The organism is Streptomyces roseofulvus, assembly GCF_039534915.1.
GTDB classification, from domain to species: domain Bacteria; phylum Actinomycetota; class Actinomycetes; order Streptomycetales; family Streptomycetaceae; genus Streptomyces; species Streptomyces roseofulvus.
Window position 1 is genome coordinate 4,152,722 of sequence record NZ_BAAAWE010000001.1, and the last position, 26,485, is coordinate 4,179,206.

Sequence of the window (26,485 nt, forward strand, 5' to 3'; positions counted from 1 at the left end):
GAAACTCACCACTCCCCCGCGGCCCGCACCAGTTCCTCGTGGGCCCGTGCGATGTGGGTCAGTGCGAGGGTGCCGGTGCGGGCCACCAGGAAGTAGGTCCGCAGCGGCGGGACCGGCGGATCGAGCAGCGCCACGAGCCGTCCCCGCTCCAGCGCCTCCTCGCAGAGATAGCGGGGCAGCACGGCCAGCCCCGCCCCGGCCGCCGCGGCCTCCCGGACGGCCCGCAGGTCGGGTGCGATGACGGTGGCCGCCGCGGCCGGCGCGGTCTCGAAGACGGCGGCCCAGTAGCGGGCGGCGAACGGCAGCGACTCGTGCACCTCGACCACCGGGAGCTGCTCCAGGACCACCGCGCCGGTGGCGAGCAGCACCTCGGGGGAGAGCCGGGCGGCCCAGCGGGGGGCCGCGACCAGGACGAGCTCCTCGTCGCAGAGCGGGGTGGCGGTGAGCAGTCCGCCGCGTGGGCGGGCGGTGGCGAGGGCCAGGTCGTGGTGGCCTGCGGCGAGCCCGTCGAGCAGCTCCTCCGTGTTGCCGACGAAGGAGGCGCGCAGGGCGAGGCCCTGGGCGACGAGCGGGGCGAGCGCGGGCAGGGCGCGCAGTGAGGTGAACTCCGGGGGCCCGGCGACGTGGAGGGTGCGGACGCCGCGCTCGACGTCGAGCCCGGTCTCCGCGATCTCCACCAGGGCGTCCAGGTGCGGGGCGGCGCGGTGGGCGAGTTCGTCGCCGATGCTGGTCGGGGTGACCCCGCGGGCCTGTCTCAGGAAGAGCGGCCGGCCGAGCTGGCGCTCCAGGGTGCGGATCTGGCTGGTCACGGCGGGCTGCGAGAGGCCGAGGAGCGCGGCGGCGCGGGTGAAGGAACCGGCCCGGTGCACCGCGACGAAGGTGCGCAGCAGGGCCAGATCCATGTGCGCCCCTCCCGAGCCGGCGTGCGTCATCGCAGGATCGTCCCACTATAAATATGTCGATAGGTCGCTGTCGCTCCCGTGATTGGACACTGACGCACAGTCAACTAGCCTTGTCCGGGCGGGTTCCGCGTGAGGACGGGGGCGTTCCGAGCCACGAGGGGGGAGGCTCGGAGCGCCCCGGTCCGAGCCCCGTCAGCCTGCCTTGCGTGCCGCGTCGAGCGCCCGCAGCACGTCGGCGATCAGATCCTCCGGGTCCTCCGCGCCGACCGAGAAGCGGATGAAGCCCTCCGCGACGGCGTCCCCGCCCCAGCGTCCGCGCCGCTCCGCCGAGGAGCGCACCCCGCCGAAGCTGGTGGCGTCGTCGACCAGGCGCAGTTCGTCCAGGAAGCGTTCGGCCCGCGCGCGGTCGGCGAGCTCGAAGGAGATCACCGAGCCGAAGCGGCGCATCTGCCGGGCGGCGACCTCGTGCGAGGGGTCGCCCGGGAGGCCGGGGTGGCGCAGCCCGGTGACGTCGGGATGGTCGGCCAGGACCCGGGCGAGCTCCAGGGCGGTGGCGCACTGGCGGTCGATCCGCAGCTGGAGCGTGGCCAGCGAGCGGTGGGCGAGCCATGCCTCCATGGGCCCGGGGATGGCGCCGACGATCTTGCGCCAGCGGCGTACCTCCGCGGCCCGGCGCGGATCGCGGCAGCTGACGTGCCCGAGCAGGATGTCGCCGTGGCCGGTCATGCCCTTCGTGTCGCTGGCGACCGAGAAGTCCGCGCCGAGCTCCAGCGGCCGCTGGCCGAGCGGGGTGGCGAGGGTGTTGTCGACGGCGACGAGCGCCCCGCCGGCGTGCGCCGCGTCGACCAGCCGGCGGATGTCGCAGACGTCGAGCCCCGGGTTGGACGGGGTCTCGATCCACAGCAGCTTGGCGCCGTCGAGCACGTCGAGCTGGGCGTCGCCCCCGGTCGGGGCGGTGCGCACCTCGATCCCGTACGCGCGCAGCTGCTCGTGGAGGAGCGGCAGGGCCTGGTAGCCGTCGGTCGGCAGGACGACGGCGTCGCCGGCGGAGAGCTGGGAGAGGAGGACGGCGGAGATGGCGGCCATGCCGGAGGCGAAGACCACGGTCTCGACCGTGGCTTCCCCGGGCGCTTCCAGGGTGCCGATGGCCCGTTCCAGGTGGGTCCAGGTCGGGTTCTCGTCGCGGCCGTAGGTGTACGGGCCGGTGGGCTCGCCGGGGAGGTGGAAGTGGGCGGCGAAGACCGGTCCGGGCAGGGTCGGTTCGTACTTGACGGGCTCGGGCAGTCCGGCCCGCACCGCGAGGGTGCCGTCGCCGGGTCCCTCGCCGGGGTGGTGCTGTTCCTGGGGGCTCACGGGTTCACAGGGTCCTTTCCTCGATCTCGTCCCCCGTCGTGCCGGCCCGGAGTCCGGCCCGGACCGCGGCGAGCAGTCCCTCGCTCGCGGCCTCGGTCATGCGCAGGCATTCCTCGAACCCCTCCCGCCCGCCGTAGTACGGGTCGGGGACGTCGAGCGCGCCCCCGGCGGCGGGGTCGTACGAGCGGAGCAGCCGGATCTTCGCCGCCTCGTCGGGGGTACGGGCGAGGCGGCGGAGCTCCCGGAGGTGGCCCTCGTCGAGCGCGATCACCAGATCGAGGGCGGCGAACCAGGAGGCGCGGAACTGCCGGGCGGTGTGGCCGGCGGGGTAGCCGTGCTCCGTCAGGACGGCGACGGTGCGCGGATCCGCTCCCTCGCCCTCGTGCCAGCCGCCGGTGCCCGCACTGTCCACCTCGACCGCGCCGCCGAGGCCGGCCTCCTCCACGCGCGCGCGGAAGACGTGCTCGGCCATCGGGGAGCGGCAGATGTTGCCGGTGCAGACGAAGCAGACGCGGTAGGTCATGGCGGTCGCTCAGTCCCCGTCCGGGAGCACCACGTTGAGCGCCCACGAGACGACGGAGATGATCAGGCCGCCGAGTACGGCGGTCCAGAAGCCCTCGACGTGGAAGCTGAGGTCGAACTGGTCGGCCAGCCACGAGGTGAGCAGCAGCATCAGGGCGTTGACCACCAGGGTGATCAGGCCGAGGGTCAGAATGAAGAGGGGCAGCGTCAGCAGCTTCACGATCGGCTTGACCAGGAAGTTGACGAGGCCGAAGACGAGGGCGACGAGCAGCAGGGTGACGATCTTGTTGCCCGTGCTGTCACCGGTCAGGGTGATGTCCTGGAGGAGCCAGATCGCCACCCACAGGGCACCCGCGTTGGCGAGCGTCTTGACTACGAAATTCTTCATGTGTCTGATCGTGGCAGAGACGATCGGGCCTAGGGCAGGGGCGAACGGCAGTGAAGGCATTCCGGCTGGACGATCTGGAGGCGGAGCGCGTCGCCAACCAGGGGGCGTACCTCCAGTTCCTGCGCGAGCGGAACATGTCGGTGGGGCTGTACGCGCTCGACGCGGGGGAGCTGGACCCGCAGTCGCCGCACGGCCAGGACGAGGTGTACTTCGTGGTCTCCGGCCGGGCGGCGATCACCGTCGGGGACGAGACGACGCAGGTGGCACGGGGCAGCGTGGTCTATGTGCCGGCCGGGGTGCCGCACCGCTTCCACCACATCAGCGAGGACCTGAGGGTCCTGGTGGTCTTCTCGCCGCCGGAGGCGTGAGCGAGGCCGCCGGACCGGGAGACTCCGGGGTGAGGGCCTGATTCCCCTAGGGGGCGGATCAGGGGAGAGCCCGGGCCCCCGGAGCCCCGATGGCGCCGGTCCGCCGCCTAGCCTTGAGGTGTCCGGGACGGAGTCTTCCGGACGGGGCTTCGAGAGCGAGGGAGAGAGCCATGGCCGTACAGGAGATGCTCGCGGGACTGCCGTGGTGGGTGAAGTGGGTCGCGATACCCGCCCTGGTCCTGCTTGTCTTCGGCGGGTTCATCACCAGCGTCCTCACCTTCGTGATCAGCCTGCTGTTCAAGGTGCTGCTGTTCGTCGCGCTCGTGGCCGGACTCATCTACGCGGTGCGGAAGTTCGGCGGCCCCAAGAAGACGGACCGCGACTGGTAGCACAAGCTACTCATCGGTATTCCGCGTCTGCCGGGCGTTAGCCCGGCAGGGGGAACGCGCTGGTGGAAACGGGGTGGGGGGTGAGGACGGCCACTAGAGTGGCAGATCTCCGCCGAGTCGGGGACTACGGGCGTAGATCTCCGGCAGACCAGCGGTTTCCCGCTCGTCCCTGAGGGGTCCGGTCCGTCGGACCCCATCGGTGTCCCAGGCCCGGCGGGAGCGCGGGGGCGGCCCCCGCGAGCGGGTGCAGTGCATCCGTTGTCACGCCTGGGGGTGACCTTTGGCCATGGCTACGCAGACAGCTGCGCCGACCCTGATCGGCTCGGTGCAGCGGGCGCTGAGACTTCTGGAGGCCGTGGCCTCCCATGCGGACGGTGCCCCCGCCAAGCAGCTCGCCCGGGAGACGGGCCTTCCGCTGCCCACGACGTACCACCTCCTCCGCACCCTGACGCACGAGGGCTATCTGGTCCGCGACAAGGGTGCCTTCTATCTGGGGGAGGCAGCCGCCCGGCTGGCCGGCGGCGGGGCTGTGCAGAATCGTCGCACCAAGATCGAGGACTCCCTCGCCCACTGGCGGGACGAGATCGGTGTGCCGGTCTACTTCGCGCTCTACCGCGACGGCGAGATCGAACTCGTCTCCGTCGCGGACACCCCCAACTCCCCCGCCGTCGAGGAATGGGCCGATTTCCGGGAGACCGGTCACGCCCACGCGATCGGGCAGTGTCTGCTCAGCCAACTGGATCTGAGATCTCGTCAAGACCACCTCGACCGGCACCCGGTGGAAGCCATCACTCCGTACACGGTGCGTAACCGGCGGGTGCTTTTGGATCGTTTGGGCGGTTTGGGGCGAATGGAGCCCCTGGTGGAGCGTCAGGAATATGCGCTCGGCACGGTTTGCGCGGCCATCCCCATCACGGCGGGCTCCACGGCGGCCACTCTGGCCATTTCCCTCCCGCTTCACCAGGAAGAACGGTTGCTCCCAGCAGTCGAGCGGCTACGTAACGAGATCGGAAGCCTCTTCAGTTCGTTCGCCTTCTCTATCAGTATCTGAAAAATCACTCCTTGTGATCCGCTAGCGCGTACAGCACGATTGCGTCAAGAGGGCCACGGGGGATCATTCCTGGCCGTTTCGGTCACAGCTTTCAGCAGCTGTGTTTACACAACTGCTCCATCTACTGCGGGGTACATGATGCGAGAGTCGGTTCAGGCCGAGGTCCTGATGAGCTTCCTCGTCTCGGAGGAGCTCTCCTTCAAGATCCCTGTCGAACTGCGATACGAGACCCGGGATCCCTACGCGGTGCGGATGACCTTCCACCTTCCCGGAGACGCCCCCGTGACCTGGGCGTTCGGCAGGGAGCTGCTGCTCGACGGGATCAACCGCCCGAGCGGGGACGGCGACGTCCACATCGCCCCGACCGACCCCGAGGGCCTGTCGGACGTCTCCATCCGGCTCCAGGTGGGCGGTGACCGCGCCCTCTTCCGTGCCAGCGCCCCGCCGCTCGTCGCCTTCCTCGACCGCACGGACAAGCTGGTCCCGCTCGGTCAGGAGCAGACACTGGGCGACTTCGAGGACAGCCTGGAGGCCGCGCTCGGCCGGATCCTCGCCGAGGAGAGCGCCGGCCCGGCCTGACCCCGGCGCCCCCTCCGTACGGTCGTCGCCCGGGCCGTCCCGTCCGTACCGTCGTCGCCCGCGCCCCCGCCGTACGTCCTTCCGTCCCGCCCCGCCCGTACGGCCGCCCCGCGCCCGTCACTTGGCGCGGCGCCGCCGTCCGCCGCGCCCCGGCGTCCGGCCGCCGGCCTCCTCCGAGGGGCGGTCGGCCGACACGACCAGCGCCGCGAGCGCCGTCGTGACCGGCACCGAGGCGACCAGGCCGATCGACCCGACCAGGGTCCGGACGATCTCCTCCGCCACCAGCTCGCTGTTGGCCACCGTCCCCATGCTGCTGTCCGCGATGGTGAAGAGCAGCAGCAGCGGGAGCGAGGCGCCGGCATAGGCCAGGACCAGCGTGTTGACCACCGACGCGATGTGGTCGCGGCCGATCCGGATGCCGGCCCGGTAGAGCGCGCGCGGGCCCATGCCGGGGTCGGCCTGGTGCAGCTCCCAGACCGCGGAGGTCTGGGTGACGGTCACGTCGTCCAGGACACCGAGCGAACCGATGATCACACCGGCGAGCAGCAGACCGGACATGTCGATCTCCGGGTAGAGACCGTGGATGAGCCCGGTGTAGTCGTCGGTGTTGCCGCTGAGCGAGGCCCAGCCGATGAAGAAGGACCCGAGCAGGCCGATCAGCAGCAGCGAGATCAACGTGCCCAGGACGGCCACCGAGGTGCGGGCCGACAGCCCGTGGCACATGTAGAGCGCGAGCAGCATGATCGCGCTCGATCCGACCACCGCCACGATCAGCGGGTTCGAACCCTCCAGAATCGCGGGCAGGATGAAGAGCGTGAGCACCAGGAAGCTCACCGCGAGCGCGATCAGCGCCATCACGCCGCGCATCCGGCCGACGAGCACGACCGCGAGCGCGAAGATGATGGCGAGGACCGCCATCGGCACCTTCCGGTTCACGTCGGTCACCGAGTACTGCAGGTCCTTCGGGGCGTCGGGGGCGTAGGCGACGACCACGCCCTGGCCCTCCTCCAGCTGGCGCGGGGCGTCCGGCTGCACGATCTCGGTGAACCGCCGGCCCTTGTCCGGACCGCTGGTGACCTCGATCGTCGCCTTCGCGCACTCGCCCTGCTGGGCGTTGACCGCCTCGCGGCCCTGCGGGGTGGACGTGTCGCCGGTGGGCGGCACCTGCGCCGCGTTCACGTCCTTGCAGTCCACCTGCTCGACCGCCACGACCTTGCCCTGCTCGGTCTGCCGGTCGAAGCCGACCCCGGTCCGCTCGTGCGCCGGCGTGCCCCCGGGCCAGAGCACCAGGAGACCGACGACCACGGCGGTGGCGAAGGGGATCAGGACGGCCGCGATGACCCGGCGCAGATGCCGGGAGACGGGCGCGGCGGGCCCGTGGCTGTGGCTGTGCCCGTGGCCGGAGTTGTGGCCGGAGCCGGAGCCGGGGTCCGGACCGTGCCGGCCGAAACCGGGCTCGTGGCCGTGCCCGTGCTCACGGCCGTGCGCGTGCCCGTGCCCGTGCTCGTGGCCCTGCGGATCGGGGGACTGCTGGGGGGAAGTCACCGACCGATCATCGCAAGAACGGTGGGGGCCCACTGTTCAGCACGCCCGGGATGGCGCTAGCCTCGTGACACCTTTGCACACGCGGGAGCTCGGAGCACCGGGCTGAGAGGGCGCTGATCACCGTACGCACGTACGGAAGGAGGCTGCGCCGACCGCCGAACCTGTTACCGGGTAATGCCGGCGTAGGGAGATTCGGTCTCATGACCATTCAGGATGCACGCACGCCTGCCTCCGACCAGAACGACGGCCGGAACGACGGCCAGGGCGAGCGCACGCCGGGCTGGCACAAGGGGTACGTCGAGGGCTCCCGCCCCGACATCCGGGTGCCGGTCCGTCAGGTGCACCTCACCAACGGCAAGGACGTGACGCTGTACGACACGTCCGGCCCGTACACCGACCCCGCCGTCGACACCGACGTGCGCCGGGGCCTGCCCCCGCTCCGCGAGAACTGGATCATCGCGCGCGGCGACACCGAGGAGTACGCGGGCCGCCCGGTCCGCCCCGAGGACGACGGCATCAAGCACACCTCGCCGCGCGGCGGCGGGCTCAAGAACCTCGACGCGGTCTTCCCCGGCCGCCCGCGGCTGCCCCGCCGAGGCCGTCCCGGGCAGGCCGTGACCCAGCTCGCCTACGCCCGCCGGGGCGAGATCACCCCGGAGATGGAGTACGTGGCGATCCGGGAGAACGTCTCCCCCGAGGTCGTCCGCGAGGAGATCGCGGCGGGCCGCGCGGTGCTGCCGGCCAACGTCAACCACCCGGAGATCGAGCCGATGATCATCGGCAAGCGGTTCCTGGTGAAGGTCAACGCCAACATCGGCAACTCCGCCGTCACCTCCTCCATCGAGGAGGAGGTGGAGAAGATGACCTGGGCGACCCGCTGGGGCGCCGACACGGTCATGGACCTGTCCACCGGCCGCAACATCCACACCACCCGCGAGTGGGTGCTGCGCAACTCCCCCGTGCCGATCGGCACCGTGCCGCTCTACCAGGCGCTGGAGAAGGTCGACGGCAAGGCCGAGGAGCTGACCTGGGAGATCTACAAGGACACGGTCATCGAGCAGGCCGAGCAGGGCGTGGACTACATGACCGTGCACGCCGGCGTGCTCCTGCCGTACGTGCCGCTCACCGCGCGCCGCAAGACCGGCATCGTCTCGCGCGGCGGCTCGATCATGGCCGCCTGGTGCCTCGCGCACCACAAGGAGAACTTCCTCTACACCAACTTCGAGGAGCTCTGCGAGATCCTGGCGGCGTACGACGTCACCTACTCGCTCGGTGACGGTCTGCGGCCCGGCTCGATCGCGGACGCCAACGACGACGCCCAGTTCGCCGAGCTGCGCACGCTCGGCGAGCTCAACACGATCGCCAAGCGCCACAACGTGCAGACCATGATCGAGGGCCCGGGCCACGTCCCGATGCACAAGATCAAGGAGAACATCGACCTCCAGCAGGAGATCTGCGAGGAGGCGCCGTTCTACACGCTCGGCCCGCTGACCACGGACGTGGCGCCCGCCTACGACCACATCACCTCCGGCATCGGCGCGGCGATGATCGCCTGGTGGGGCACGGCGATGCTCTGCTACGTCACGCCCAAGGAGCACCTGGGCCTGCCGAACCGCGACGACGTGAAGACCGGCGTCATCACGTACAAGATCGCGGCCCACGCGGCGGACCTGGCCAAGGGCCACCCGGGCGCCCAGGAGTGGGACGACGCCCTCTCCGACGCGCGCTTCGAGTTCCGCTGGGAGGACCAGTTCAACCTGGCCCTCGACCCGGACACGGCTCGTGAGTTCCACGACGAGACGCTGCCGGCGGAGCCCGCGAAGACGGCCCACTTCTGCTCGATGTGCGGCCCGAAGTTCTGCTCGATGAAGATCTCGCAGGACATCCGCCGGGAGCACGGCGGTGACCTGAAGGCGGACGAGATCGAGGCCGGCATGGCCGAGAAGTCCGCCGAGTTCGCCGCCTCCGGCAACCGGGTGTACCTGCCGCTGGCGGAGTAGGCGCCCACGCCACCGGCGGCCCAACCCTGTCGGCGGCCCGGCCCCGCCGACAGCCCGGCCCTGCCGACAGCCTGCCTTTTCGGCGGCCCCGGCCCGCGGTCCACGGGGGGATCGCGGGCCGGGGTGCGTCACGGGGGCGGGGGAGACGGGTCGGGGCCGGTGGCGGTGAGGGCGGCCTGGAGGAAGGGGACGACGCCGCGCTCCAGGAGGGCGTGGCGCCAGGCGGCGCGCGCCCGGGTGAGTTCGTCGTCGGGGGTGTGGTGCTCGGCGGGGCTGTTGCGGAGGGCGGTACGGAGCAGGCCGGCGCCCGCGCAGAGCAGGCCGGCGGCCGCGAGGGCACCGAAGACCAGGCCCGCGGTGAGCAGTGTGGTGCCGAGGGCGGCCTCGGGGGCGACCAGCCGGACCACGGCGCCGACCAGCAGGAAGATCCCGGCGGCCGTGCCGGCGAGGACCGGGACGAGGACGGTGAGGACCGCGACGGCGCCCGGTGACTCGTCGGGCGCGGGGGTCCGGGGGCGGTTGGACGCGGCGCGGTGCTGCTCGCGGACCTTGACGAAGTGCTCGTACTCGCTCGCCGCGGCCGCGGTGATCAGCGCTGTCGCGTTCAGCGCCATCACGCGGAGCTGGGCGGCCGTCAGCCGGGCGCCCGTTCCGGCGAGTTCCGGCCGTTCCGGTGCGGTGCGCAGTGCGTCGTCGAGGACGCGCTCGTACTCGGCGCGGTCCTCGGTCAGCAGGTGCGGAGCCACGTTCATGTGCATCCCCCGATGCTCGGTGGGCCGGGACCGGCCGTGGAGAACGGCGGTCCGGGCGGAAGCGGAGGAGAGCCTGCCTACTTGGAGAGACCGATGGTAGGGCCGTGACCGGGCACGCTGACAGGGGGTTTCCGGAAATCGCCTGCCGCGGATGCGCTGGGTGAGAGTCAGTCGTCCAGCGGGAGTTGGACCACCAGCAGCTTTCCGGCCATGGTGACGCCGCCGTCCATGGCGATGGCCAGCCCGTCGGCGTAGACGTGCGGGCCGTCGACGGCCGGGCGGGACTCCTCCTCGCCGTCCTCCGTGCCCACCTGGCCGAGGAGGTACGGGATCGGGCTGTGGCCGTGCACGATCCGCGAGCCGCCGTAGGTGCCGAGCAGCTCCTGGACGGCCTGCGGGCCCGACTCGTCGCGGAAGGCGAAGCGCTTGGTGAACTTCCGGAAGAGGTCCCAGACCTCGTCGGCGTCGTTGCGCCGGAGGATCTCGTGGACGGTCTCGTTGACGTCCTCGATGGTCTGGCCGTAGTCGAGGTACGCGGTGGTGTCCGAGTGCAGCAGCAGGTGGCCGTCCTCGTGGACGACCGCGTCGAGCCGGGACATCCACTGGAGGTGGACGTCCTGCAGGCGGTCCATGTCGTGCTTCTGCCCGCCGTTGAGCAGCCAGGCGGCCTGGAAGGTGGCGGTGCCGGCGCCGGAGTTGACCGGGGTGTCGCCGAAGCGCTTGGCGCCGATGAGGAGCAGTTCGTGGTTGCCCATGAGGGCCTTGCAGTAGCCGCCGGCGGCGGCGGCCTCGGCGGAGAGCCGCATGACGAGGTCGATGACGCCGATGCCGTCGGGGCCGCGGTCGGTGAAGTCGCCGAGGAACCAGAGCCGCGCGTTGCCCGCGGCCCAGCCGCCGTTCTCGTCGACGAGGCCCTGGGCGCGCAGGGCGGCGAACAGTTCGTCGAGGTAGCCGTGGACGTCGCCGACGACGTAGAGCGGGCCGGGGCCGTCCCCGGTGGGGGCGGGCGCCGGCGCGGCGGCCGGGGCGACGGGGACCTGGAGGGTGTCGCCGCGCTGGATGACCGGGAGGTCGCGCTCGGTGGGGGTGTAGCCGTCCGGGAAGTCGGCGGGGTAGCCGCCGCCGGAGTGGACGGCGGTCACGGTGACGCCGCCGGGTTCCGCGTACGGCGCCGGTGCCTCGGGGAGCGGGGCGGGGGCGGGGTACGCGGCGGGCTCCGGGCGCGCGGGCGGCTCGGCGTACGGGGTCGGTTCGGGGCCGGCGAGCGGCTCCGGGCGCGCGGGCGGTTCCTGGCGGGTGACCGGGGCGGGGAAGCCGACCGGGTCCGGGAACGCGGCCGGGCGGGTGCCCAGCTGGAGCGTGGGATCGGCGGGCGGAACGGGCGCGGCGGGCGGCTCGGCGGGGTGGCCCTGCACGGGCACGCGGGCGTACGGGGGTACGCGGAAGTCACGCAATGTCGCCGTGCGCTCCACGGGATCCTGCCCGGCCCCCTGAGTCATCGACCCCTCCACCACCGTCGCGATGCCCTGCACATCGCGGACCGGCCTGGTCGGGGTGGTCCGCGGTGTCGTGCGCCCATCATAGGAATGAGGGTCCGCCTGTGTGACGCACCAGGGGTGGTGAATCCGGGTTCGCTCCGGGTTCACCGGTTGTTTCGCCCGAATTGAGAAGGTCCAGTCCAGGGTCGGGTACGGCGGTGTGGCCGGTTTCGGCGTCTCCGCCCACGGGCAGGGGGCGGGACGGCGAGTCGTTCGTGCGTGCGTGAGCCGTGGGTGTGCGGCTGTGTGCGTCCGGCCGCTCCTTCGGCGCGGCCGGAGTCCGGCGGGTGTCGTCAGTCCTTCGCGGGCGAGCGCGGCGGGCTGACGGTCGTCCGCGGCGAGCGGCGCTGCGAGGAGGTGCGGACGATGAGTTCGGTCGGTATCACCTGCTCGACCGGACCGTCGCTCTCGATCCCCTCGATGGCGTCGATGAGGAGCTGGACGACGGCGGTGCCGATGCGGCGCGGTTTGAGCGAGAGCGTGGTGATGGGCGGTTCGGTGGTGGCGTAGACGGTGGACTCGCTGCAGCACACGATCAGCAGGTCGTCGGGGACGCGCAGACCGTAGCGGCGGGCGGCGGCGAGGAGGTCGGTGCCGTTGGGGTCGAACAGGCCGTAGACGGCGTCGGGTCGGTCGGGGCGGGCGAGCAGCCGGTCGGCCGCGACGGCGCCCGCGCACGGGTCGTGCGCCGGGTATGCCTCGTAGACGGGGTCCTGTCCGACCCGCTCGCACCAGTTGAGGTACGCGGTGGTGGAGAGGCGGGTGTAGGTGTCGGTGGTGGTGCCGGTGAGGAGGCCGATGCGGCGGGCGCCGGCGTCGGCGAGGTGGTCGAGGAGGTCGAGGACGGCGGCCTCGTGGTCGTTGTCGACCCACGCGGTCACCGGGAGCGTGCCGGCGGGGCGCCCGTCGGAGACGACGGGGAGGCCCTGGCGGACGAGCTCGGTGACGACGGGGTCGTGGTCGGAGGGGTCGATGACGACGGTGCCGTCGAGGGCGACGTTCGACCAGACGTCATGGCGTGAGGTCGCGGGGAGGATGACGAGGGCGTAGCCGCGGGCGAGCGCGGCCGAGGTGGCGGCCCTGGCCATCTCCGCGAAGTAGGCGAACTCCGTGAAGGTGAAAGGTTCATCCCCGTACGTGGTCACGGTCAGGCCGATGAGTCCCGACTTGCCGGTGCGGAGCGTGCGGGCCGCCGCGGAGGGGCGGTAGCCCAGCCGGTCGGCGACCTCGCGGACGTGTCGGCGGGTGGCGTCCGGGAGTCGGCCCTTGCCGTTGAGCGCGTCGGAGACAGTCGTGATGGAGACCCCGGCGGCGGCGGCCACGTCCCGGATGCCTGCCCGGCCCTGCCGGCTTCCCCGGGTCTGTGCCCGGCTCACCTGGTGCTTCCCTGCTGCTGTCATGGCGAGCCGATAGTAGGGCGACGAGGGGTGGGTGAGACGGCCGCATATGCGGGCGTTGACAGGCACGTTTCTGCAAGGCCAGTGAGGGTCAAGAGTGGTGAAATCCAAGGTAGTTGAGGGGTTTCCCATGCGACTCGATGTCGTCCGGCGGGATGGGCCTGGTGTGGGGGCGAGGTCTCGAAGAGGTCTCAACTCACCTCTACGGGGGACGCGCGCCACGGCGCTCGCCACCGGCGCGCGCCACCCGTGCGCGCGCCCCCTCGGTCGGTGACGCCCGCCGGGCGGGTTTTCCACAGCGTTGCAGGGCTGTTGTCCACAGCCCATTCGCAGCGGGCGGGAATCCTCATAAAGTGAGAAGCATTGGCGGTACGGACGGTCGAGGAGGCCACCTGTGAGCGAGACCAGCGGGACGAGCAAGCCCACCCCGAAGCTGCGCGCCGAGCTGGACGGCGTCCCCACCTACAAGCCGGGCAAGCCGGCCGCCGCGGGCGGCCCGGTCGCCTTCAAGCTGTCCTCGAACGAGAACCCCTACCCGCCGCTGCCGGGCGTGATGGAGAGCGCGCTGGCCGCCGCCGCGAGCTTCAACCGCTACCCGGACATGGCCTGCACCGAGCTGTCGGCGGAGCTGGCCGACCGCTTCGGCGTCCCGGTCTCCCACATCGCCACCGGCACCGGCTCGGTCGGCGTCGCCCAGTCGCTGCTCCAGGCCACCTCGGGCCCGGGCGACGAGGTGATCTACGCCTGGCGCTCCTTCGAGGCGTACCCGATCATCACGCAGATCAGCGGGGCCACCTCGGTGCAGGTGCCGCTGACCGAGGACGAGACGCACGACCTCGACGCGATGGCCGCGGCGATCACCGACCGGACCCGGCTGATCTTCGTCTGCAACCCCAACAACCCGACGGGCACCGCGGTGCGTCGCGAGGAGCTGGAGCGCTTCCTGGACCGGGTGCCCTCCGACGTCCTGGTGGTGATCGACGAGGCGTACAAGGAGTTCGTCCGCGACACCGACATCCCGGACGGCGTCGAGCTCTACCGCGACCGGCCGAACGTGGCGGTGCTGCGCACCTTCTCCAAGGCGTACGGCCTGGCCGGGCTGCGGGTCGGCTTCGCGATCGCCCATGAGCCGGTGGCGGCTGCGCTGCGCAAGACGGCCGTGCCGTTCGGCGTGAGCCAGCTGGCGCAGGACGCGGCGGTGGCCTCGCTGCGCGCCGAGGACGAGCTGCTCGGGCGGGTCGGCTCGCTGGTGGCGGAGCGCGACCGGGTCCGCGCGGGGCTGGTGGCCCAGGGCTGGACGGTGCCGGACGCCCAGGCGAACTTCGTCTGGCTGCGGCTCGGCGAGCGGACCGTGGACTTCGCGGCGGAGTGCGAGCGGCACGGCGTGGTGGTGCGGCCGTTCGCGGGGGAGGGCGTGCGCGTCACGATCGGCGAGACCGAGGCGAACGACCTGTTCCTGAAGGTGGCGGAGGGCTTCCGCCAGGGGGCCTGACGGACCGGGCAGCCGGTGGCGCCGGACCCTGACGGGTCAGGCGCGTTCGACGCGGATCGGGTCGCCGTCGCGGACGGTGGCCAGGATCCGCGGGTCGGCGTCGAGCGAGCCCAGCAGATTGCAGGGGCTCGCCAGCCGGCATTCCTCGCCCCGGGAGATGGGGGTCGGTCCGTACGGGAGGGCGAGGGCGTCGCCGTCGGTCCAGAAGGCCACCGTGCCGGGCTCGACGACCTGGCGCGCCCCCGGCTCGCGGGGGACCGAGACCGGGGTGTCGAAGTAGACCTCCTCGCCCCAGGTGCGGGCGGTGGAGACGATCGGCAGGGCCCCCAGGAGCGCGGTGCTCGTGGGGGTCTCGTCGAGGGTGGCCGTGGTGTGTCCGGCCGGCCAGCTGAGGCGTATCCGAAGGGTCATGGCCCGAATTCAACAATATGTTGAAGGGCTGGGGAAGGTGTGACCTTCGGTACAGCCCCCCACTCTGCAGTACGGATTTCGTATGAGTCATAATGCTTGTGAATGTGAACGCGTTCACAAGCGTGTCCCTGTTCGTCCCGTAATAAGGGGGATTCAAGGGGCAGACTGCCGATGTGACCACGGCGATGTAAGGAGAAGACGACGTGGACCTCGCTTTGGCGCCCGAGACACTGGCGCGCTGGCAGTTCGGCATCACCACCGTCTACCACTTTCTCTTCGTTCCGCTGACGATCTCCCTCGCCGCACTCACCGCCGGTCTTCAGACCGCCTGGGTCCGGACCGGGAAGGAGAAGTACCTCAGGGCGACGAAGTTCTGGGGAAAGCTCTTCCTCATCAACATCGCGATGGGTGTCGTCACCGGCATCGTCCAGGAGTTCCAGTTCGGCATGAACTGGTCGGACTACTCCCGCTTCGTCGGTGACATCTTCGGCGCCCCGCTCGCCTTCGAGGCGCTCATCGCGTTCTTCTTCGAGTCGACCTTCATCGGCCTGTGGATCTTCGGCTGGGACAAGCTGCCGAAGAAGATCCACCTCGCCTGCATCTGGATGGTGTCGATCGGCACCATCCTCTCCGCGTACTTCATCCTGGCCGCCAACTCCTGGATGCAGCACCCCGTCGGCTACCGCATCAACGAGGACCGGGGCCAGGGCGCCCGCGCCGAACTCACCGACTTCTGGGCGGTGCTCACCCAGAACACCGCCCTCACCCAGTTCTTCCACACCATGACGGCCGCCTTCCTCGTCGGCGGCGCCTTCATGGTCGGGATCTCCGCCTTCCACCTGGCGCGCAAGCGGCACATCCCGGTGATGCGGACCTCGCTGCGGCTCGGCCTGATCACCCTGATCATCGCCGGCCTCGGCACGGCCATCAGCGGCGACATGCTCGGCAAGGTCATGTTCAAGCAGCAGCCGATGAAGATGGCCGCCGCCGAGGCGCTGTGGGACGGCGAGGCACCCGCACCCTTCTCGATCTTCGCCTACGGCGACGTCGAGAAGGGCCACAACAAGGTCGCCGTCGAGATCCCCGGAATACTGTCCTACCTCGCCAACGGCGACTTCGACTCGTACGTCCCCGGCATCAACGACGTCAACAAGGCCGAGCAGGAGAAGTACGGCCCCGGCGACTACCGGCCCAACATCCCCGTCGCCTACTGGGGCTTCCGCTGGATGATCGGCTTCGGCATGGCCTCGCTCGCCATCGGCGTCGTCGGACTCTGGCTGACCCGCAAGAAGTTCCTCATCGCCCCCGGCCTGAGGACCGGTGAGGACGAAGTGCCGAACCTCGTCCTCTTCAAGAGCAAGGCGCTCAGCCCCAAGATCGGCCGGTGGTACTGGATCGTGGCCCTCTGGACCATGCTCTTCCCGCTGATCGCCAACTCCTGGGGCTGGATCTTTACCGAGATGGGCCGCCAGCCCTGGGTCGTCTACGGCGTCATGCGCACCAGCGCCGCCGTCTCCCCCGGCGTCTCGCAGGGCGAGGTGCTCACCTCGATGATCGTCTTCACCACCCTGTACGCGATCCTCGCCGTCATCGAGGTCAAGCTCCTCGTGAAGTACGTGAAGGCCGGCCCGCCGGAGCTCACCGAGGACGACCTCAACCCGCCCACCAAGATCGGCGGGGACACCCGTGACCCCGACCGGCCCATGGCCTTCTCGTACTGAGGCTCAGGAGATCGAGGCATGGAACTCCACGACGTCTGGTTCGTACTCATCGCCGTCCTCTGGACCGGCTACTTCTTCCTGGAGGGTTTCGACTTCGGGGTCGGCATCCTCACCAAGCTGCTCGCCCGGAACCGGCCCGAGAAGCGGGTCCTCATCAACACCATCGGACCCGTCTGGGACGGCAACGAGGTGTGGCTGCTGACCGCCGGCGGCGCGACCTTCGCCGCCTTCCCCGAGTGGTACGCGACCCTCTTCTCCGGCTTCTACCTGCCGCTGCTGATCATCCTCGTCTGCCTCATCGTCCGCGGTGTCGCCTTCGAGTACCGGGCCAAGCGCCCCGAGGAGAACTGGCAGCGCAACTGGGAGCAGGCGATCTTCTGGACCTCGCTGATCCCGGCGGTCCTGTGGGGCGTGGCCTTCGGCAACATCGTCCGGGGCGTGAAGATCGACGGGAACATGGAGTACGTCGGCACCTTCTGGGACCTGCTCAACCCGTACGCCCTCCTCGGCGGGCTGGTCACGCTCACCCTCTTCACCTTCCACGGCACGGTCTTCGTCGCGCTCAAGACGGTCGGCGACATCCGGACCCGGGCCCGCTCGCTCGCGGTGACGCTCGGCCTGGTCACGGCGGCGCTCGCGCTCGCCTTCCTGATCTGGACCCAGGTCGACACGGGTGACGGCTGGAGCCTCGCGGCGATGCTGATCGCCGCGGTCTCCCTGGTCGGCGCGATCGGAGCCGTCAAGGCGGGACGCGAGGGCTGGTCGTTCGCCCTGTCGGGGGTGACGATCGCCGCCGCGGTTGCCATGCTGTTCCTGGCGCTCTTCCCGAACGTCATGCCGTCCTCGCTCGACCCCGCGTGGAGCCTGACGGTGACGAACGCGTCGTCGAGCCCGTACACGCTCAAGATCATGACCTGGTGCGCGGCCATCGCCACGCCCCTGGTCCTGCTCTACCAGGGGTGGACCTACTGGGTCTTCCGCAAGCGGATCGGCACCCAGCACATCGCCGACGCCCACTAGGCGCTGTCACATCGGGGCTCGCACCCGAGCTCACATCAGAGGGGCATGTTTCACGTGAAACCGATCGACCCGCGTCTGCTCCGGTACGCCCGGGCGACCCGCTTCTTCCTCGTCGCGGTCGTCGTCCTCGGCCTGATCGGGGCGGCGCTGGTCATCGCCCAGGCGATGCTCATCGCCGAGATCGTGGTGGGGGGCTTCCAGCAGGGCCTCTCGGTCTCCGCCCTCACCACTCCCCTGCTGCTGCTCGCCGGGGTCGCGCTGGGGCGGGGGCTCGTGTCCTGGCTGACCGAGCTCGCCGCCCACCGGGCGAGCGCGGCGGTCAAGTCGGAGCTCCGCGGCCGGCTCCTGGAGCGGGCCACCGCCCTCGGCCCCGGCTGGCTCGGCGGGCAGCGCACCGGCTCGCTCATCGCGCTCGCCACCCGGGGCGTCGACGCGCTCGACGACTACTTCGCCCGCTATCTGCCCCAGCTCGGCCTCGCGGTCGTCGTCCCGCTCGCGGTCCTCGCCCGGATCGTCACCGAGGACTGGGTCTCGGCCGCGATCATCGTCGTCACCCTGCCGCTCATCCCGGTCTTCATGATCCTGATCGGCTGGTACACCCAGGCCCGGATGGACCGGCAGTGGAAGCTGCTCTCCCGGCTCTCCGGCCACTTCCTCGACGTCGTCGCCGGACTGCCCACCCTCAAGGTCTTCGGCCGGGCCAAGGCCCAGGCCGCCTCGATCCGCGCCATCACCGCCGACTACCGGCGCGCGACCATGCGCACCCTGCGGATCGCCTTCCTGTCGTCCTTCGCCCTGGAACTGCTCTCCACGCTGTCGGTGGCGCTCGTCGCCGTCACCATCGGGATGCGGCTCGTCCACGGCACCCTCGACCTCTACACCGGCCTCGTCATCCTGGTCCTCGCCCCCGAGGCGTATCTGCCGCTGCGCCAGGTCGGCGCCCAGTTCCACGCGGCGGCGGAGGGGCTCGCGGCGGCCGAGGAGATCTTCGAGGTGCTGGAGACGCCGGTGCGCTCCGGCGGCACCCGGGCGGTGCCGGTCGAACCGCGGCTGGAGCTCGACCGGGTGACGGTCCGCCACGCGGGGCGCGCGGAGCCGTCGCTGGACGCCGCGAGCCTGACCGTCGAGCCGGGGGAGACGGTGGCCCTGGTCGGGCCGAGCGGCGCCGGGAAGTCGACCCTGCTCGACGTCGTCCTCGGCTTCACGGAGCCGGAGGAGGGCGGAACCGTACGGGTCGGGGGCGTCGACCTGGCGGAGCTGGACCTGGACGCCTGGCGGTCGCGGATCGCGTGGGTGCCGCAGCGGCCGCACCTCTTCGCCGGGACCATCGCCGAGAACGTGCGGCTCGCCCGGCCGGAGGCCGGTGACGAGGAGGTCCGCCGGGCGCTGCGGGACGCCGGGGCGGACTCCTTCGTCGACGGGCTGCCCGAGGGCGCCGGGACGGTGCTCGGCGAGGACGGGGCCGGACTCTCGGCCGGGCAGCGCCAGCGGCTCGCGCTGGCGCGGGCCTTCCTCGCGGACCGGCCGCTGCTGCTGCTCGACGAGCCGACGGCGGCGCTGGACGGCGCGACCGAGGCGGGGATCGTCGACGCCGTACGGCGGCTCTCCGCGGGGCGGACCGTGCTGCTGGTCGTGCACCGGCCGGCGCTGCTGGCCGTGGCGGACCGGGTGGTCACGGTCGGCGCGGTCGCCGGAGCGGCGGACTCCGGCGAGGCGGCGAGCGCCGGACAGGGCCCCGCCGCCCCCGCCGCCGCGTCCGTACCCGACGCGGTGCCCGCCGCGGCGGAGCCCGTGTCGACGCCCGCGCACGGCGTCCTCGCCCGGGTGCGCGGAATGGCCGGCGAGCTCAGGGGGCGGATGGGGCTCGCCCTGCTGCTCGGAAGCCTCGCGCTCGGCTCGGCCGTGGGGCTCATGGCCGTGTCCGGGTGGCTCATCTCGCGGGCCTCCGAGCAGCCGCCCGTGCTGCACCTGATGGTCGCCGTGACCGCCACCCGCGCCTTCGGCATCGGACGGGCGGTCTTCCGGTACGCCGAGCGGCTGGTCTCCCACGACGCCGTGCTGCGGATGCTCGCCGAACTGCGCGTCTCCGTCTACGCCCGGCTGGAGCGGATCGCCCCCGCCGGACTGCGCCGCGCCCGCCGCGGCGATCTGCTCGCCCGGCTCGTCCACGACGTCGACGCGCTCCAGGACTACTGGCTGCGCTGGCTGCTCCCGGCCGGGGCCGCGCTCGTCGTGGGGCTCGGCGCGGTCGGCTTCACCGCCTGGCTGCTGCCCGAGGCGGGCGCCGTGCTCGCGGTGGGCCTGCTCGTGGCGGGCGTGCTCGTGCCGCCGCTGGGCGCCGCGCTGGCCCGCCGGGCCGAGCGGCGGCTCGCCCCGGCGCGCGGAGCGCTCGCGACGGCCGTCGCCGATCCGCTGCGCGGCTGCGCCGAACTGACGGTGGCCGGGGCGCTGCGGGACCGGCTCGACCGGGCGCGCGCCGCCGACGGCACCCTCACCGGGATCGCCTCCCGGCAGTCCGCCGCCGCCGCGCTCGGCGCCGGGCTCTCCGCCCTGGTGTGCGGCCTGACCGTGGTCGCCGCCGCCTTCGTCGGCGTCCAGGCGGTCCGGGACGGGCGGCTCGACGGGGTCGCCCTCGCGGTCGTCGTCCTCACCCCGCTCGCCGCGTTCGAGGCCGTGACCGGGCTGCCCCTGGCCGTCCAGTACCGTCGGCGGGTCCGGCACAGCGCCGAGCGGGTCTTCGAGGTGCTGGACGCGCCCGTCCCCGTCCACGAGCCGGCCGTGCCCGCCGCTCCCCCGGCCGGGCCCTTCCCGCTGGAACTCGCGGGGATCGGGGCCCGGTACGCCGGGCAGGACCGGCCCGCGCTCGACGGCTTCGCGCTCACCCTGGAGGCCGGGCGGCGGGTCGCCGTCGTCGGCGCCTCCGGTTCCGGCAAGACCACGCTCGCCCAGGTGCTGCTGCGGTTCCTGGACGTGGAGGCGGGGACGTACCGGATCGGCGGGGTGCCCGCGGGGGAGCTCGACGGCGACGACGTACGCCGCCTCGTCGGGCTGTGCGCGCAGGACGCGCACCTCTTCGACAGCTCGCTGCGCGAGAACCTGCGGCTGGCGCGGACGGACGCGAGCGACGAGCAGTTGCGGGAGGCGCTGCGCCGGGCGCGGCTGCTCGACTGGGTGGACGGTCTGCCCGACGGGCTCGACACCCTGGTGGGCGAGCACGGCTCGAAGCTCTCCGGCGGGCAGCGGCAGCGGCTCGCGCTGGCCCGCGCCCTGCTCGCGGACTTCCCGGTGCTCGTCCTCGACGAGCCGGCCGAGCACCTGGACCTGGCCACCGCCGACGCCCTCACCGACGACCTGCTGCGCGCCACCGAGGGCCGCACCACCGTCCTCATCACCCACCGGCTGCGCGGACTCGACGCCGTCGACGAGGTGGTGGTCCTGGACGGCGGACGGACCGTGCAGCGCGGACCGTACGCCGAGCTCGCCGCCGAGGACGGGCCGCTGCGGCGGATGCTGGAGCGGGAACGGGCCGCCGACCTCCTCCTCGCGGGAGCCACCGCGGCCGGCGCCGACCGTCCGACTTTTCTCTCCAAATAGGACTAACTAGGCTCGACGCCATGACCGCCGCCACGCCCGATTCCCCGGACCCCCTGGTCGCCGCCACCGAGGCCACCCGCACCCTCCAGGGGCTGTCCACGGAGCTGACCGCCCGCGTGCCGCAACTGCTCGAGGCGATGCGGTCGGTGGGCACCGGTCTGGAGCTGCACACCACCCTCGACCGGATCTGCGAGACGGCCGCCGAGCTGGCCGGCGCCCGCTACGCGGCCATCGGCGTCGTCGACGAGGAGGGCAAGGGGCTCTCGGACTTCGTCACCTACGGCGTCGGCGACGACGTGGCCCGCCGCATCGGGCACCGCCCCGACGGACACGCCGGGCTGCTCGGCGCGCTCATCCGCGAGCCGCGCACGATCCGGCTGGCCGACCTCTCCACCGACCCGCGGTCGGCCGGCTTCCCGCCCGGCCACCCGGTGATGCGGACCTTCCTCGGCGTCCCCATCCGCGTCCAGGGCGAGATCTTCGGCAACCTCTACCTCGCGGAGAAGCGGGGCGGCGAGCAGTTCAACGACTACGACGAGCACATGGTCCGGGTCCTCGCCACCGAGGCGGGCATCGCCATCGGCAACGCCCGCCTCTACGAGGCCGCGCGCCAGCGCGAGCGGTGGATCGACGGTTCGGTCGCCGTCACCACCGCGCTGCTCTCCGGCGGCGACGCCGACGACGCCCTCGCGGTCGTCGCGGAACAGGCCCGGCGGCTCGCCGACGCGGACGCCGGGATCGTGCTGCTCCCGGCCGAGGAGGGCGGCCTGGAGATCGTCGCCGTCTCCTCGACCCGGCCCACCAAGTCCCTCGGCGTGGTGATCCCGCCGGAGAGCCAGGTCGTGGAACTGCTCCTGGAGGGCGAGGCGGTCTTCGTCCAGGACGCCTCCACCGACCCGCGCATGATCAGTCGGCTGACCTCGCCGTACGGGCCGAGCATGCTGCTGCCGCTGCAGAGCGGCGGGCGGGTGCTGGGCGCGCTCGCGATGCCGCGGGCCCGGGGCGCCCGGCCGTTCTCGGAGGCCGAGCGGACCCTCGCCACCCAGTTCGCCTCGCAGGCGGCGCTCGCGCTGATGATGGCCGAGGCGCAGCGCGACCGGGAGCGGCTCGCGGTCTTCGAGGACCGCGACCGGATCGCCCGCGACCTGCACGACCTCGTCATCCAGCGGCTCTTCGCCACCGGGATGATGCTGGAGAGCGCCCAGCGGAAGGCGGTCGTGCCGGCCGTGCAGGAGGGCGTCGGCAAGGCCGTGGACGAGCTGGACGTCACCATCCAGGAGATCCGCACGGCGATCTTCGCGCTCCAGCAGGGACCGGCGGAGGCGCCGTCGGGGCTGCGGACCCGGGTGCTGCGGGAGATCAACATGGCGGCGGTGCCGCTGGGCTTCAAGCCTGCGCACCGCTTCCTCGGCGCGGTCGACGCCACCGTCGGCGAGCTGACCGGCAAGAACCTGATCGCCGCGCTGCGCGAGGCGCTCTCCAACGCCTTCCGGCACGCCGGGGCGGGCCGGATCGAGGTCGTCGTCGACGCGACCGTCACCCTGCCGGACGGTTCGCCGGGGGTACGGCTCACGGTCGCGGACGACGGCGTCGGTCTGCCGGAGGGCGGCCGGCGCAGCGGTCTGCGCAACCTCGCCCGCCGCGCCGAGGCCCTCGGCGGCGCGAGCTGGTGCGGCCCGGGGCTCGCCGAGGACGGCGGCGGGACGTCGGTGGTGTGGGAGGCACCGCTCTAGCCCTGCGGCCTCCGGGCCGGTCCAGCCCTGCGGGGCCTCCGGGCCGGTGACCCCACCGACCCCCGGTGACCCCACCGACCCCCGGTGGTCCTACCGGCCCCCGGTGGCCCCACGGACCCCCGTGGTCCTACCGGCCCCCGGCTCCGTGGACCTGGCCTTCCTCGGCCAGGGCCGCCGGGTCCGCCGCGAGGGCTTCGGCGACGAGCCGTTCGATGACGACGGCGACGCCGTCCTCGTTGTTGCCGACGGTGCGGCCCGAGGCGGCGGCGATCACGTCGGCGTGGGCGTTGCCCATCGCGTACGAGCGGCCGGCCCAGCTCAGCATCTCGATGTCGTTCGGCATGTCGCCGAAGGCCGCGACCTGGTCCGCCGTGATGCCGCGCTGCGCGCAGCAGAGCGCGAGCGTCGACGCCTTGGAGACGCCGAGGGCGCTGATCTCGATGAGCGCGGTGGGGCTGGAGCGGGTGAAGGAGGCCAGGTCGCCGGCGGCCTCGCGGGCCGTCGCGAGGAAGACGTCGGGGTCGAGTTCCGGGTGCTGGGCGAGCAGCTTGAGCACCGGGGCGGCGACGCCCGGCTCCTCCTCGTAGAGCAGTTTCTCGGCGGTGGCGACGGTGGCGCCGGGGTCGAGGAAGAAGGGCGGGTACTGCGGCTCGTAGTGGATCCCGGTGGTCAGCTCGACGGCGAAGCTGGTGCCGGGGGCGGCGGCTCGCAGGGCCCGTACGACGTCGAGGGCGGTGGGCCGGGGCAGCGGGCGGACCTCCAGGAAGGCGCCGCCCGCGTGCAGGTCCACGACGGCCGCGCCGTTGGCGCAGATGGCGAGGCCGTGGCCGTGGACGTGGTCGCTGACCACGTCCATCCAGCGGGCCGGGCGGCCGGTGACGAAGAAGACCTCGATCCCCGCCCGCTCCGCCGCGGCGAGGGCGGCGACGGTGCGCTCGGAGACGGACTTGTCGTCGCGCAGGAGGGTGCCGTCGAGGTCGGTGGCGATGAGCCGGACGGCGGGGCGGGCGGGGGCCGGGGAAGAGGGGCGGGGAGAGGTCACCTCACCATGGTGCCGCACGGAGCGCACGGGCGTGCGGGTCCCCGCACATTTGAGTGATCGGGGCCCTTTCCGCACGGGTTCAGTTCGTGAGCGGCCCCCGGACGTCGGCCTGCTGCGGATGATCGCCACCGAGCCGGGCCGCAGCCGGCGCTCGCTCGCCGCCGACCTGGGCGTGGTGCCGCCGGGTCGTGGCCTCCATCGACGGCCTGGGGCGCAAGGTCCCGGTGGAGCGGCGGCGCAGCACCGAGGACCGCCGGAACCACGAGCTGTACGTCTCCGAGGCCGGGCCTCGCGCCCTCGCCGGGGTCCGTGAGGTGGCCGCCGCCCACGAGGACGACCTCCTGGCCGCGCTGGACGGCCCGGAACGGGAGCCGCTCGCGGGACTCCTCGGCCGGGTCGCCGCGCGGCAGGGCCTCACCCCGGGCGTCCACCCCGGCTACCGCACGCTCGCGAAACGGGCCGGGCGGCGGGAGACGGAGAAGGTCCGGCCGGGCTCGTGAGGGAGCCGGCGGTCAGCCGGGCGGGCGGGGGCTGGTGGGCGGGTGGGGCCGCGGGGTTCCGACGTACGCTCGGGGCATGAGCCTGCGCCTGAGCACCGTGATCCTGCCCGTCGACCGCTGGCACGAGGGAGGCCGCGCCACCTGGCAGCGCGCCGAGGAACTCGGCTTCCACGCCGCGTACACCTACGACCACCTGTCCTGGCGGAGCTTCCGGGACCGTCCGTGGTTCGGCGCCCTGCCCACCCTCACCGCCGCCGCGGCCGCCACGGACCGGCTGCGCCTGGGCACCCTCGTCACCTCGCCCAACTTCCGCCACCCGGTGACGCTGGCCAAGGAGCTGATCTCGCTCGACGACGTCTCCGGCGGCCGGGTCACCCTCGGCATCGGCGCCGGCGGCGACGGCTTCGACGCCACCACGCTCGGCCAGGAGCGGTGGACGCCGAAGGAGCGGGCGGACCGCTTCGCCGAGTTCGTCCCGCTGCTCGACCGGCTGCTCACCGAGGAGGTGGTGACGGAGAGCGGCACGTTCTATTCGGCCGACGAGGCCCGCAACATCCCCGGCTGTGTGCAGCGCCCCCGGCTGCCGTTCGCGGTCGCGGCGACCGGCCCGCGCGGCATGCGGCTCGCCGCCCGGCACGGGCAGGCGTGGGTGACCACCGGCGACCCCAAGCTGTTCGAGAACGGCACGGCGGAGCAGTCCGCCGAGGCGCTGCGCGGCCAGATCGAGCGGCTCGGCAAGGCGTGCGCGGACATCGGCCGGGACGTGGACGAGCTCGACAAGATCCTGCTCACCGGTTTCACCCCGGAGAAGAACACGGTGCTCGACTCCCTGGAGCGGTTCGTGGACTTCGCCGGCACCCACCGCGACCTCGGCTTCACCGAGATCGTCATCCACTGGCCGATCCAGGACTCGGTCTTCGCCGCCGACCGAGCCGTCTTCGAGACCATCGCCACGGAGGCCCTGGGCCGCCTCGGCTGATCGCGCGGTCCGGGCGAGGAGAGCGGTCGGGTCAGCGGACGCGGCCGCTCAGCCACGGGGTGAGCGTCATCATCGGCACGAGTTCCCTGTAGGTCTCGCCGCCGGGCACGGGGACGATCAGCCACTGGCCGGGCGGGAAGAACCGTCCCTTCACATGGGCCAGGCCGGTGTGGATCGCGCGGACGAAGCCGGGCACGGCGTCCCTCGGCACGTCGGCGAACTCCACGCCGTCCACCGTGATCCTGGCGTCGTCCTCGGGGTAGAGCTGCACGGAGAGGTACGGGGAGCCGCCGAGCTCGATGAACGCCTCGTGCGGCAGCGAACCGTCCGCGTCGAACACCTCGAAGGCACCGGCGGACGTGCGGCGTGAGGTCTGGTCGGCCCCTATGTCGTCGCGGACCGTCATCTCCAGGTGGAACTCCTCGGCGAGCGCGCGGACGGCGGTGACGGCGGCCTGGGTGCTGGGCAGGTGCGGTAGGGACATGATCCGATCATGCCCCAGGGTCGGAAGGGCACCGGGAGCCCTGCCGGTCGGCATCTCTTTCGGTCCGGAACCCTGTCGGTCCGGAACCCTGTCGGTCCGGAACCCTGTCGGTCCGGAACCCTGTCGGTCCGGTCCGGCACCTTCGTCAGCCCGGGAAGCGGATGAACTCCGCCGGTACGGCACCGGTCAGCCAGACCCCGTTGGCGCTGACCCGGAACTCGTGGCCCGCCCGGTGCATCGCCCCGGCGTCCACGCTCAGCACCACCGGCCGGCCGCGTCTCGCCCCGACCCGGGTGGCCGTCTCGCGGTCGGGGGAGAGGTGCACGTCGTGGCGGGCCATGGGCCGCAGCCCCTCCGCCCGGATCGCGGGAAGCCGGTCGGCGACCGTACCGTGGTAGAGGTACGCGGGCGGTTCGGCGGCCGGCAGGTCCAGGTCGACGGTGATCGTGTGGCCCTGGCTCGCCCGGATCCGGGTGCCCTCGACGGCGAACCGCTTCTTGTCGTTGGTGGCGACCACGTGGTCCAGCTCCGCGCGGGTGATCGGAAAGCCGTGCGCGGCCGTGGCGGCGAGCAGCGCGTCGATCTCGGTCCAGCCGTGCTCGTCCAGCGTCAGCCCGATCCGCTCGGGCTGGTGCCGCAGATGCTTCGACAGGTACTTCGACACCTTCACCGTGCGACGTTCGTCCATCGTTTTCTCTCCTTCAGGTTTGATCCACAACCAAAGT

Annotated in this window: 24 protein-coding genes; 12 read left to right on the forward strand and 12 right to left on the reverse strand. The window is 72.3% G+C overall.

Going from position 1 to position 26,485, the window contains the following annotated elements; translation table 11 throughout:
* Positions 1-5 precede the first annotated feature (5 nt).
* The 4 genes from ABFY03_RS19075 to ABFY03_RS19090 form a co-directional block, all read right to left on the reverse strand.
* Positions 6-902: a LysR family transcriptional regulator gene (locus ABFY03_RS19075; RefSeq protein ID WP_319011754.1), complete on the reverse strand. Its 897-nt coding sequence runs from the start codon at positions 900-902 to the stop codon at positions 6-8.
* 192 nt (positions 903-1,094) lie between these two features.
* Positions 1,095-2,255 carry a cystathionine gamma-lyase gene (locus tag ABFY03_RS19080; RefSeq protein WP_319011559.1) on the reverse strand — a complete coding sequence of 387 codons (1,161 nt, stop codon included), beginning with the start codon at positions 2,253-2,255 and terminating at the stop codon, positions 1,095-1,097.
* A 4-nt stretch (positions 2,256-2,259) separates the two neighbouring features.
* Complete coding sequence (locus ABFY03_RS19085; RefSeq protein ID WP_346170436.1) at positions 2,260-2,778, reverse strand: low molecular weight protein-tyrosine-phosphatase; 519 nt, start codon at positions 2,776-2,778, stop codon at positions 2,260-2,262.
* Between the two features lie 9 nt (positions 2,779-2,787).
* Positions 2,788-3,165, reverse strand: coding sequence for a phage holin family protein (locus tag ABFY03_RS19090; protein WP_319011561.1), 378 nt, complete (start codon positions 3,163-3,165; stop codon positions 2,788-2,790).
* Between the two features lie 50 nt (positions 3,166-3,215).
* Here ABFY03_RS19090 and ABFY03_RS19095 point away from each other — a divergent pair, with 50 nt between their 5' ends.
* The 4 genes from ABFY03_RS19095 (at position 3,216) to ABFY03_RS19110 (ending at position 5,552) form a co-directional block, all read left to right on the forward strand.
* Positions 3,216-3,533, forward strand: a complete 318-nt coding sequence (locus tag ABFY03_RS19095) for a cupin domain-containing protein (protein ID WP_319011562.1) — start codon at positions 3,216-3,218, stop codon at positions 3,531-3,533.
* A 170-nt stretch (positions 3,534-3,703) separates the two neighbouring features.
* Positions 3,704-3,922, forward strand: coding sequence for a DUF5326 family protein (locus ABFY03_RS19100; RefSeq protein WP_319011563.1), 219 nt, complete (start codon positions 3,704-3,706; stop codon positions 3,920-3,922).
* 286 nt (positions 3,923-4,208) lie between these two features.
* Entirely contained in the window at positions 4,209-4,973 is a 765-nt protein-coding gene (locus ABFY03_RS19105) for an IclR family transcriptional regulator (protein WP_319011564.1), read from the forward strand.
* A gap of 138 nt (positions 4,974-5,111) precedes the next feature.
* Complete coding sequence (locus ABFY03_RS19110) at positions 5,112-5,552, forward strand: SsgA family sporulation/cell division regulator (protein WP_030493805.1); 441 nt, start codon at positions 5,112-5,114, stop codon at positions 5,550-5,552.
* 117 nt (positions 5,553-5,669) lie between these two features.
* On the opposite strand, the gene ABFY03_RS19115 is transcribed toward ABFY03_RS19110, so the two are convergent.
* A complete protein-coding gene (locus ABFY03_RS19115; protein WP_386723635.1) occupies positions 5,670-7,097 on the reverse strand; it encodes a YibE/F family protein in 1,428 nt (475 codons plus the stop codon).
* A 200-nt stretch (positions 7,098-7,297) separates the two neighbouring features.
* On the opposite strand from ABFY03_RS19115, the gene thiC reads away from it, so the two are divergent.
* Positions 7,298-9,097, forward strand: coding sequence for a phosphomethylpyrimidine synthase ThiC (gene thiC / locus ABFY03_RS19120; RefSeq protein WP_319011566.1), 1,800 nt, complete (start codon positions 7,298-7,300; stop codon positions 9,095-9,097).
* Between the two features lie 128 nt (positions 9,098-9,225).
* On the opposite strand, the gene ABFY03_RS19125 is transcribed toward thiC, so the two are convergent.
* The 3 genes from ABFY03_RS19125 to ABFY03_RS19135 form a co-directional block, all read right to left on the reverse strand.
* The gene (locus tag ABFY03_RS19125; protein ID WP_319011567.1) at positions 9,226-9,855 is read right to left on the reverse strand and encodes a hypothetical protein; all 630 of its coding nucleotides are present in this window, start codon (positions 9,853-9,855) and stop codon (positions 9,226-9,228) included.
* Between the two features lie 161 nt (positions 9,856-10,016).
* Positions 10,017-11,348 (reverse strand): metallophosphoesterase, encoded by a 1,332-nt coding sequence (locus ABFY03_RS19130; protein ID WP_386723634.1) that lies wholly within the window; start codon positions 11,346-11,348, stop codon positions 10,017-10,019.
* 332 nt (positions 11,349-11,680) lie between these two features.
* Positions 11,681-12,787, reverse strand: coding sequence for a LacI family DNA-binding transcriptional regulator (locus ABFY03_RS19135; protein ID WP_078867917.1), 1,107 nt, complete (start codon positions 12,785-12,787; stop codon positions 11,681-11,683).
* Between the two features lie 391 nt (positions 12,788-13,178).
* Here ABFY03_RS19135 and hisC point away from each other — a divergent pair, with 391 nt between their 5' ends.
* Positions 13,179-14,276 carry a histidinol-phosphate transaminase gene (gene hisC / locus ABFY03_RS19140; protein WP_319011568.1) on the forward strand — a complete coding sequence of 366 codons (1,098 nt, stop codon included), beginning with the start codon at positions 13,179-13,181 and terminating at the stop codon, positions 14,274-14,276.
* 36 nt (positions 14,277-14,312) lie between these two features.
* Here the strand turns inward: hisC and ABFY03_RS19145 are convergent, their stop codons facing one another.
* Positions 14,313-14,687, reverse strand: a complete 375-nt coding sequence (locus ABFY03_RS19145) for a cyclophilin-like fold protein (protein WP_319011569.1) — start codon at positions 14,685-14,687, stop codon at positions 14,313-14,315.
* A 203-nt stretch (positions 14,688-14,890) separates the two neighbouring features.
* Between ABFY03_RS19145 and ABFY03_RS19150 the strand changes: the two genes are divergently transcribed.
* Genes ABFY03_RS19150 through ABFY03_RS19165 form a run of 4 tightly spaced genes read left to right on the forward strand, consistent with a single transcriptional unit; the run spans position 14,891 to position 22,755 of the window.
* Positions 14,891-16,408 (forward strand): cytochrome ubiquinol oxidase subunit I, encoded by a 1,518-nt coding sequence (locus ABFY03_RS19150; protein WP_319011570.1) that lies wholly within the window; start codon positions 14,891-14,893, stop codon positions 16,406-16,408.
* A gap of 18 nt (positions 16,409-16,426) precedes the next feature.
* Positions 16,427-17,428 carry a cytochrome d ubiquinol oxidase subunit II gene (cydB, locus tag ABFY03_RS19155; protein WP_319011571.1) on the forward strand — a complete coding sequence of 334 codons (1,002 nt, stop codon included), beginning with the start codon at positions 16,427-16,429 and terminating at the stop codon, positions 17,426-17,428.
* A 54-nt stretch (positions 17,429-17,482) separates the two neighbouring features.
* Positions 17,483-21,022, forward strand: coding sequence for a thiol reductant ABC exporter subunit CydD (gene cydD, locus ABFY03_RS19160; protein ID WP_346170438.1), 3,540 nt, complete (start codon positions 17,483-17,485; stop codon positions 21,020-21,022).
* Positions 21,023-21,042: 20 nt separating this feature from the next.
* Positions 21,043-22,755: a sensor histidine kinase gene (locus tag ABFY03_RS19165; RefSeq protein WP_346170439.1), complete on the forward strand. Its 1,713-nt coding sequence runs from the start codon at positions 21,043-21,045 to the stop codon at positions 22,753-22,755.
* Between the two features lie 127 nt (positions 22,756-22,882).
* On the opposite strand, the gene ABFY03_RS19170 is transcribed toward ABFY03_RS19165, so the two are convergent.
* The gene (locus ABFY03_RS19170; RefSeq protein ID WP_346170440.1) at positions 22,883-23,797 is read right to left on the reverse strand and encodes a Cof-type HAD-IIB family hydrolase; all 915 of its coding nucleotides are present in this window, start codon (positions 23,795-23,797) and stop codon (positions 22,883-22,885) included.
* Positions 23,798-23,985: 188 nt separating this feature from the next.
* On the opposite strand from ABFY03_RS19170, the gene ABFY03_RS19175 reads away from it, so the two are divergent.
* Positions 23,986-24,297, forward strand: coding sequence for a hypothetical protein (locus ABFY03_RS19175; RefSeq protein ID WP_346170441.1), 312 nt, complete (start codon positions 23,986-23,988; stop codon positions 24,295-24,297).
* A gap of 76 nt (positions 24,298-24,373) precedes the next feature.
* On the forward strand, positions 24,374-25,276 hold the full coding sequence (locus tag ABFY03_RS19180; protein ID WP_346170442.1) for an LLM class flavin-dependent oxidoreductase: 903 nt from the start codon (positions 24,374-24,376) through the stop codon (positions 25,274-25,276).
* 31 nt (positions 25,277-25,307) lie between these two features.
* On the opposite strand, the gene ABFY03_RS19185 is transcribed toward ABFY03_RS19180, so the two are convergent.
* Together ABFY03_RS19185 and ABFY03_RS19190 are read right to left on the reverse strand one after the other, a co-directional pair.
* Positions 25,308-25,760: a hypothetical protein gene (locus ABFY03_RS19185; RefSeq protein WP_319011577.1), complete on the reverse strand. Its 453-nt coding sequence runs from the start codon at positions 25,758-25,760 to the stop codon at positions 25,308-25,310.
* A gap of 145 nt (positions 25,761-25,905) precedes the next feature.
* On the reverse strand, positions 25,906-26,448 hold the full coding sequence (locus tag ABFY03_RS19190) for an RNA 2'-phosphotransferase (protein WP_319011578.1): 543 nt from the start codon (positions 26,446-26,448) through the stop codon (positions 25,906-25,908).
* Positions 26,449-26,485 lie beyond the last annotated feature (37 nt).

Excerpts from the sequence above, each read along its gene's own strand:
- cydB (WP_319011571.1), top strand. The coding sequence starts at position 16,427 with ATGGAACTCCACGACGTCTGGTTCGTACTCATCGCCGTCCTCTGGACC.
- ABFY03_RS19100 (WP_319011563.1), top strand. The coding sequence starts at position 3,704 with ATGGCCGTACAGGAGATGCTCGCGGGACTGCCGTGGTGGGTGAAGTGG.
- ABFY03_RS19135 (WP_078867917.1), bottom strand. The coding sequence starts at position 12,787 with ATGACAGCAGCAGGGAAGCACCAGGTGAGCCGGGCACAGACCCGGGGA.
- thiC (WP_319011566.1), top strand. The coding sequence starts at position 7,298 with ATGACCATTCAGGATGCACGCACGCCTGCCTCCGACCAGAACGACGGC.
- ABFY03_RS19110 (WP_030493805.1), top strand. The coding sequence starts at position 5,112 with ATGCGAGAGTCGGTTCAGGCCGAGGTCCTGATGAGCTTCCTCGTCTCG.
- ABFY03_RS19125 (WP_319011567.1), bottom strand. The coding sequence starts at position 9,855 with ATGCACATGAACGTGGCTCCGCACCTGCTGACCGAGGACCGCGCCGAG.
- ABFY03_RS19180 (WP_346170442.1), top strand. The coding sequence starts at position 24,374 with ATGAGCCTGCGCCTGAGCACCGTGATCCTGCCCGTCGACCGCTGGCAC.
- ABFY03_RS19130 (WP_386723634.1), bottom strand. The coding sequence starts at position 11,348 with ATGACTCAGGGGGCCGGGCAGGATCCCGTGGAGCGCACGGCGACATTG.
- ABFY03_RS19190 (WP_319011578.1), bottom strand. The coding sequence starts at position 26,448 with ATGGACGAACGTCGCACGGTGAAGGTGTCGAAGTACCTGTCGAAGCAT.
- ABFY03_RS19165 (WP_346170439.1), top strand. The coding sequence starts at position 21,043 with ATGACCGCCGCCACGCCCGATTCCCCGGACCCCCTGGTCGCCGCCACC.
- ABFY03_RS19145 (WP_319011569.1), bottom strand. The coding sequence starts at position 14,687 with ATGACCCTTCGGATACGCCTCAGCTGGCCGGCCGGACACACCACGGCC.
- ABFY03_RS19090 (WP_319011561.1), bottom strand. The coding sequence starts at position 3,165 with ATGAAGAATTTCGTAGTCAAGACGCTCGCCAACGCGGGTGCCCTGTGG.
- ABFY03_RS19185 (WP_319011577.1), bottom strand. The coding sequence starts at position 25,760 with ATGTCCCTACCGCACCTGCCCAGCACCCAGGCCGCCGTCACCGCCGTC.
- ABFY03_RS19105 (WP_319011564.1), top strand. The coding sequence starts at position 4,209 with ATGGCTACGCAGACAGCTGCGCCGACCCTGATCGGCTCGGTGCAGCGG.
- ABFY03_RS19085 (WP_346170436.1), bottom strand. The coding sequence starts at position 2,778 with ATGACCTACCGCGTCTGCTTCGTCTGCACCGGCAACATCTGCCGCTCC.
- ABFY03_RS19075 (WP_319011754.1), bottom strand. The coding sequence starts at position 902 with ATGGATCTGGCCCTGCTGCGCACCTTCGTCGCGGTGCACCGGGCCGGT.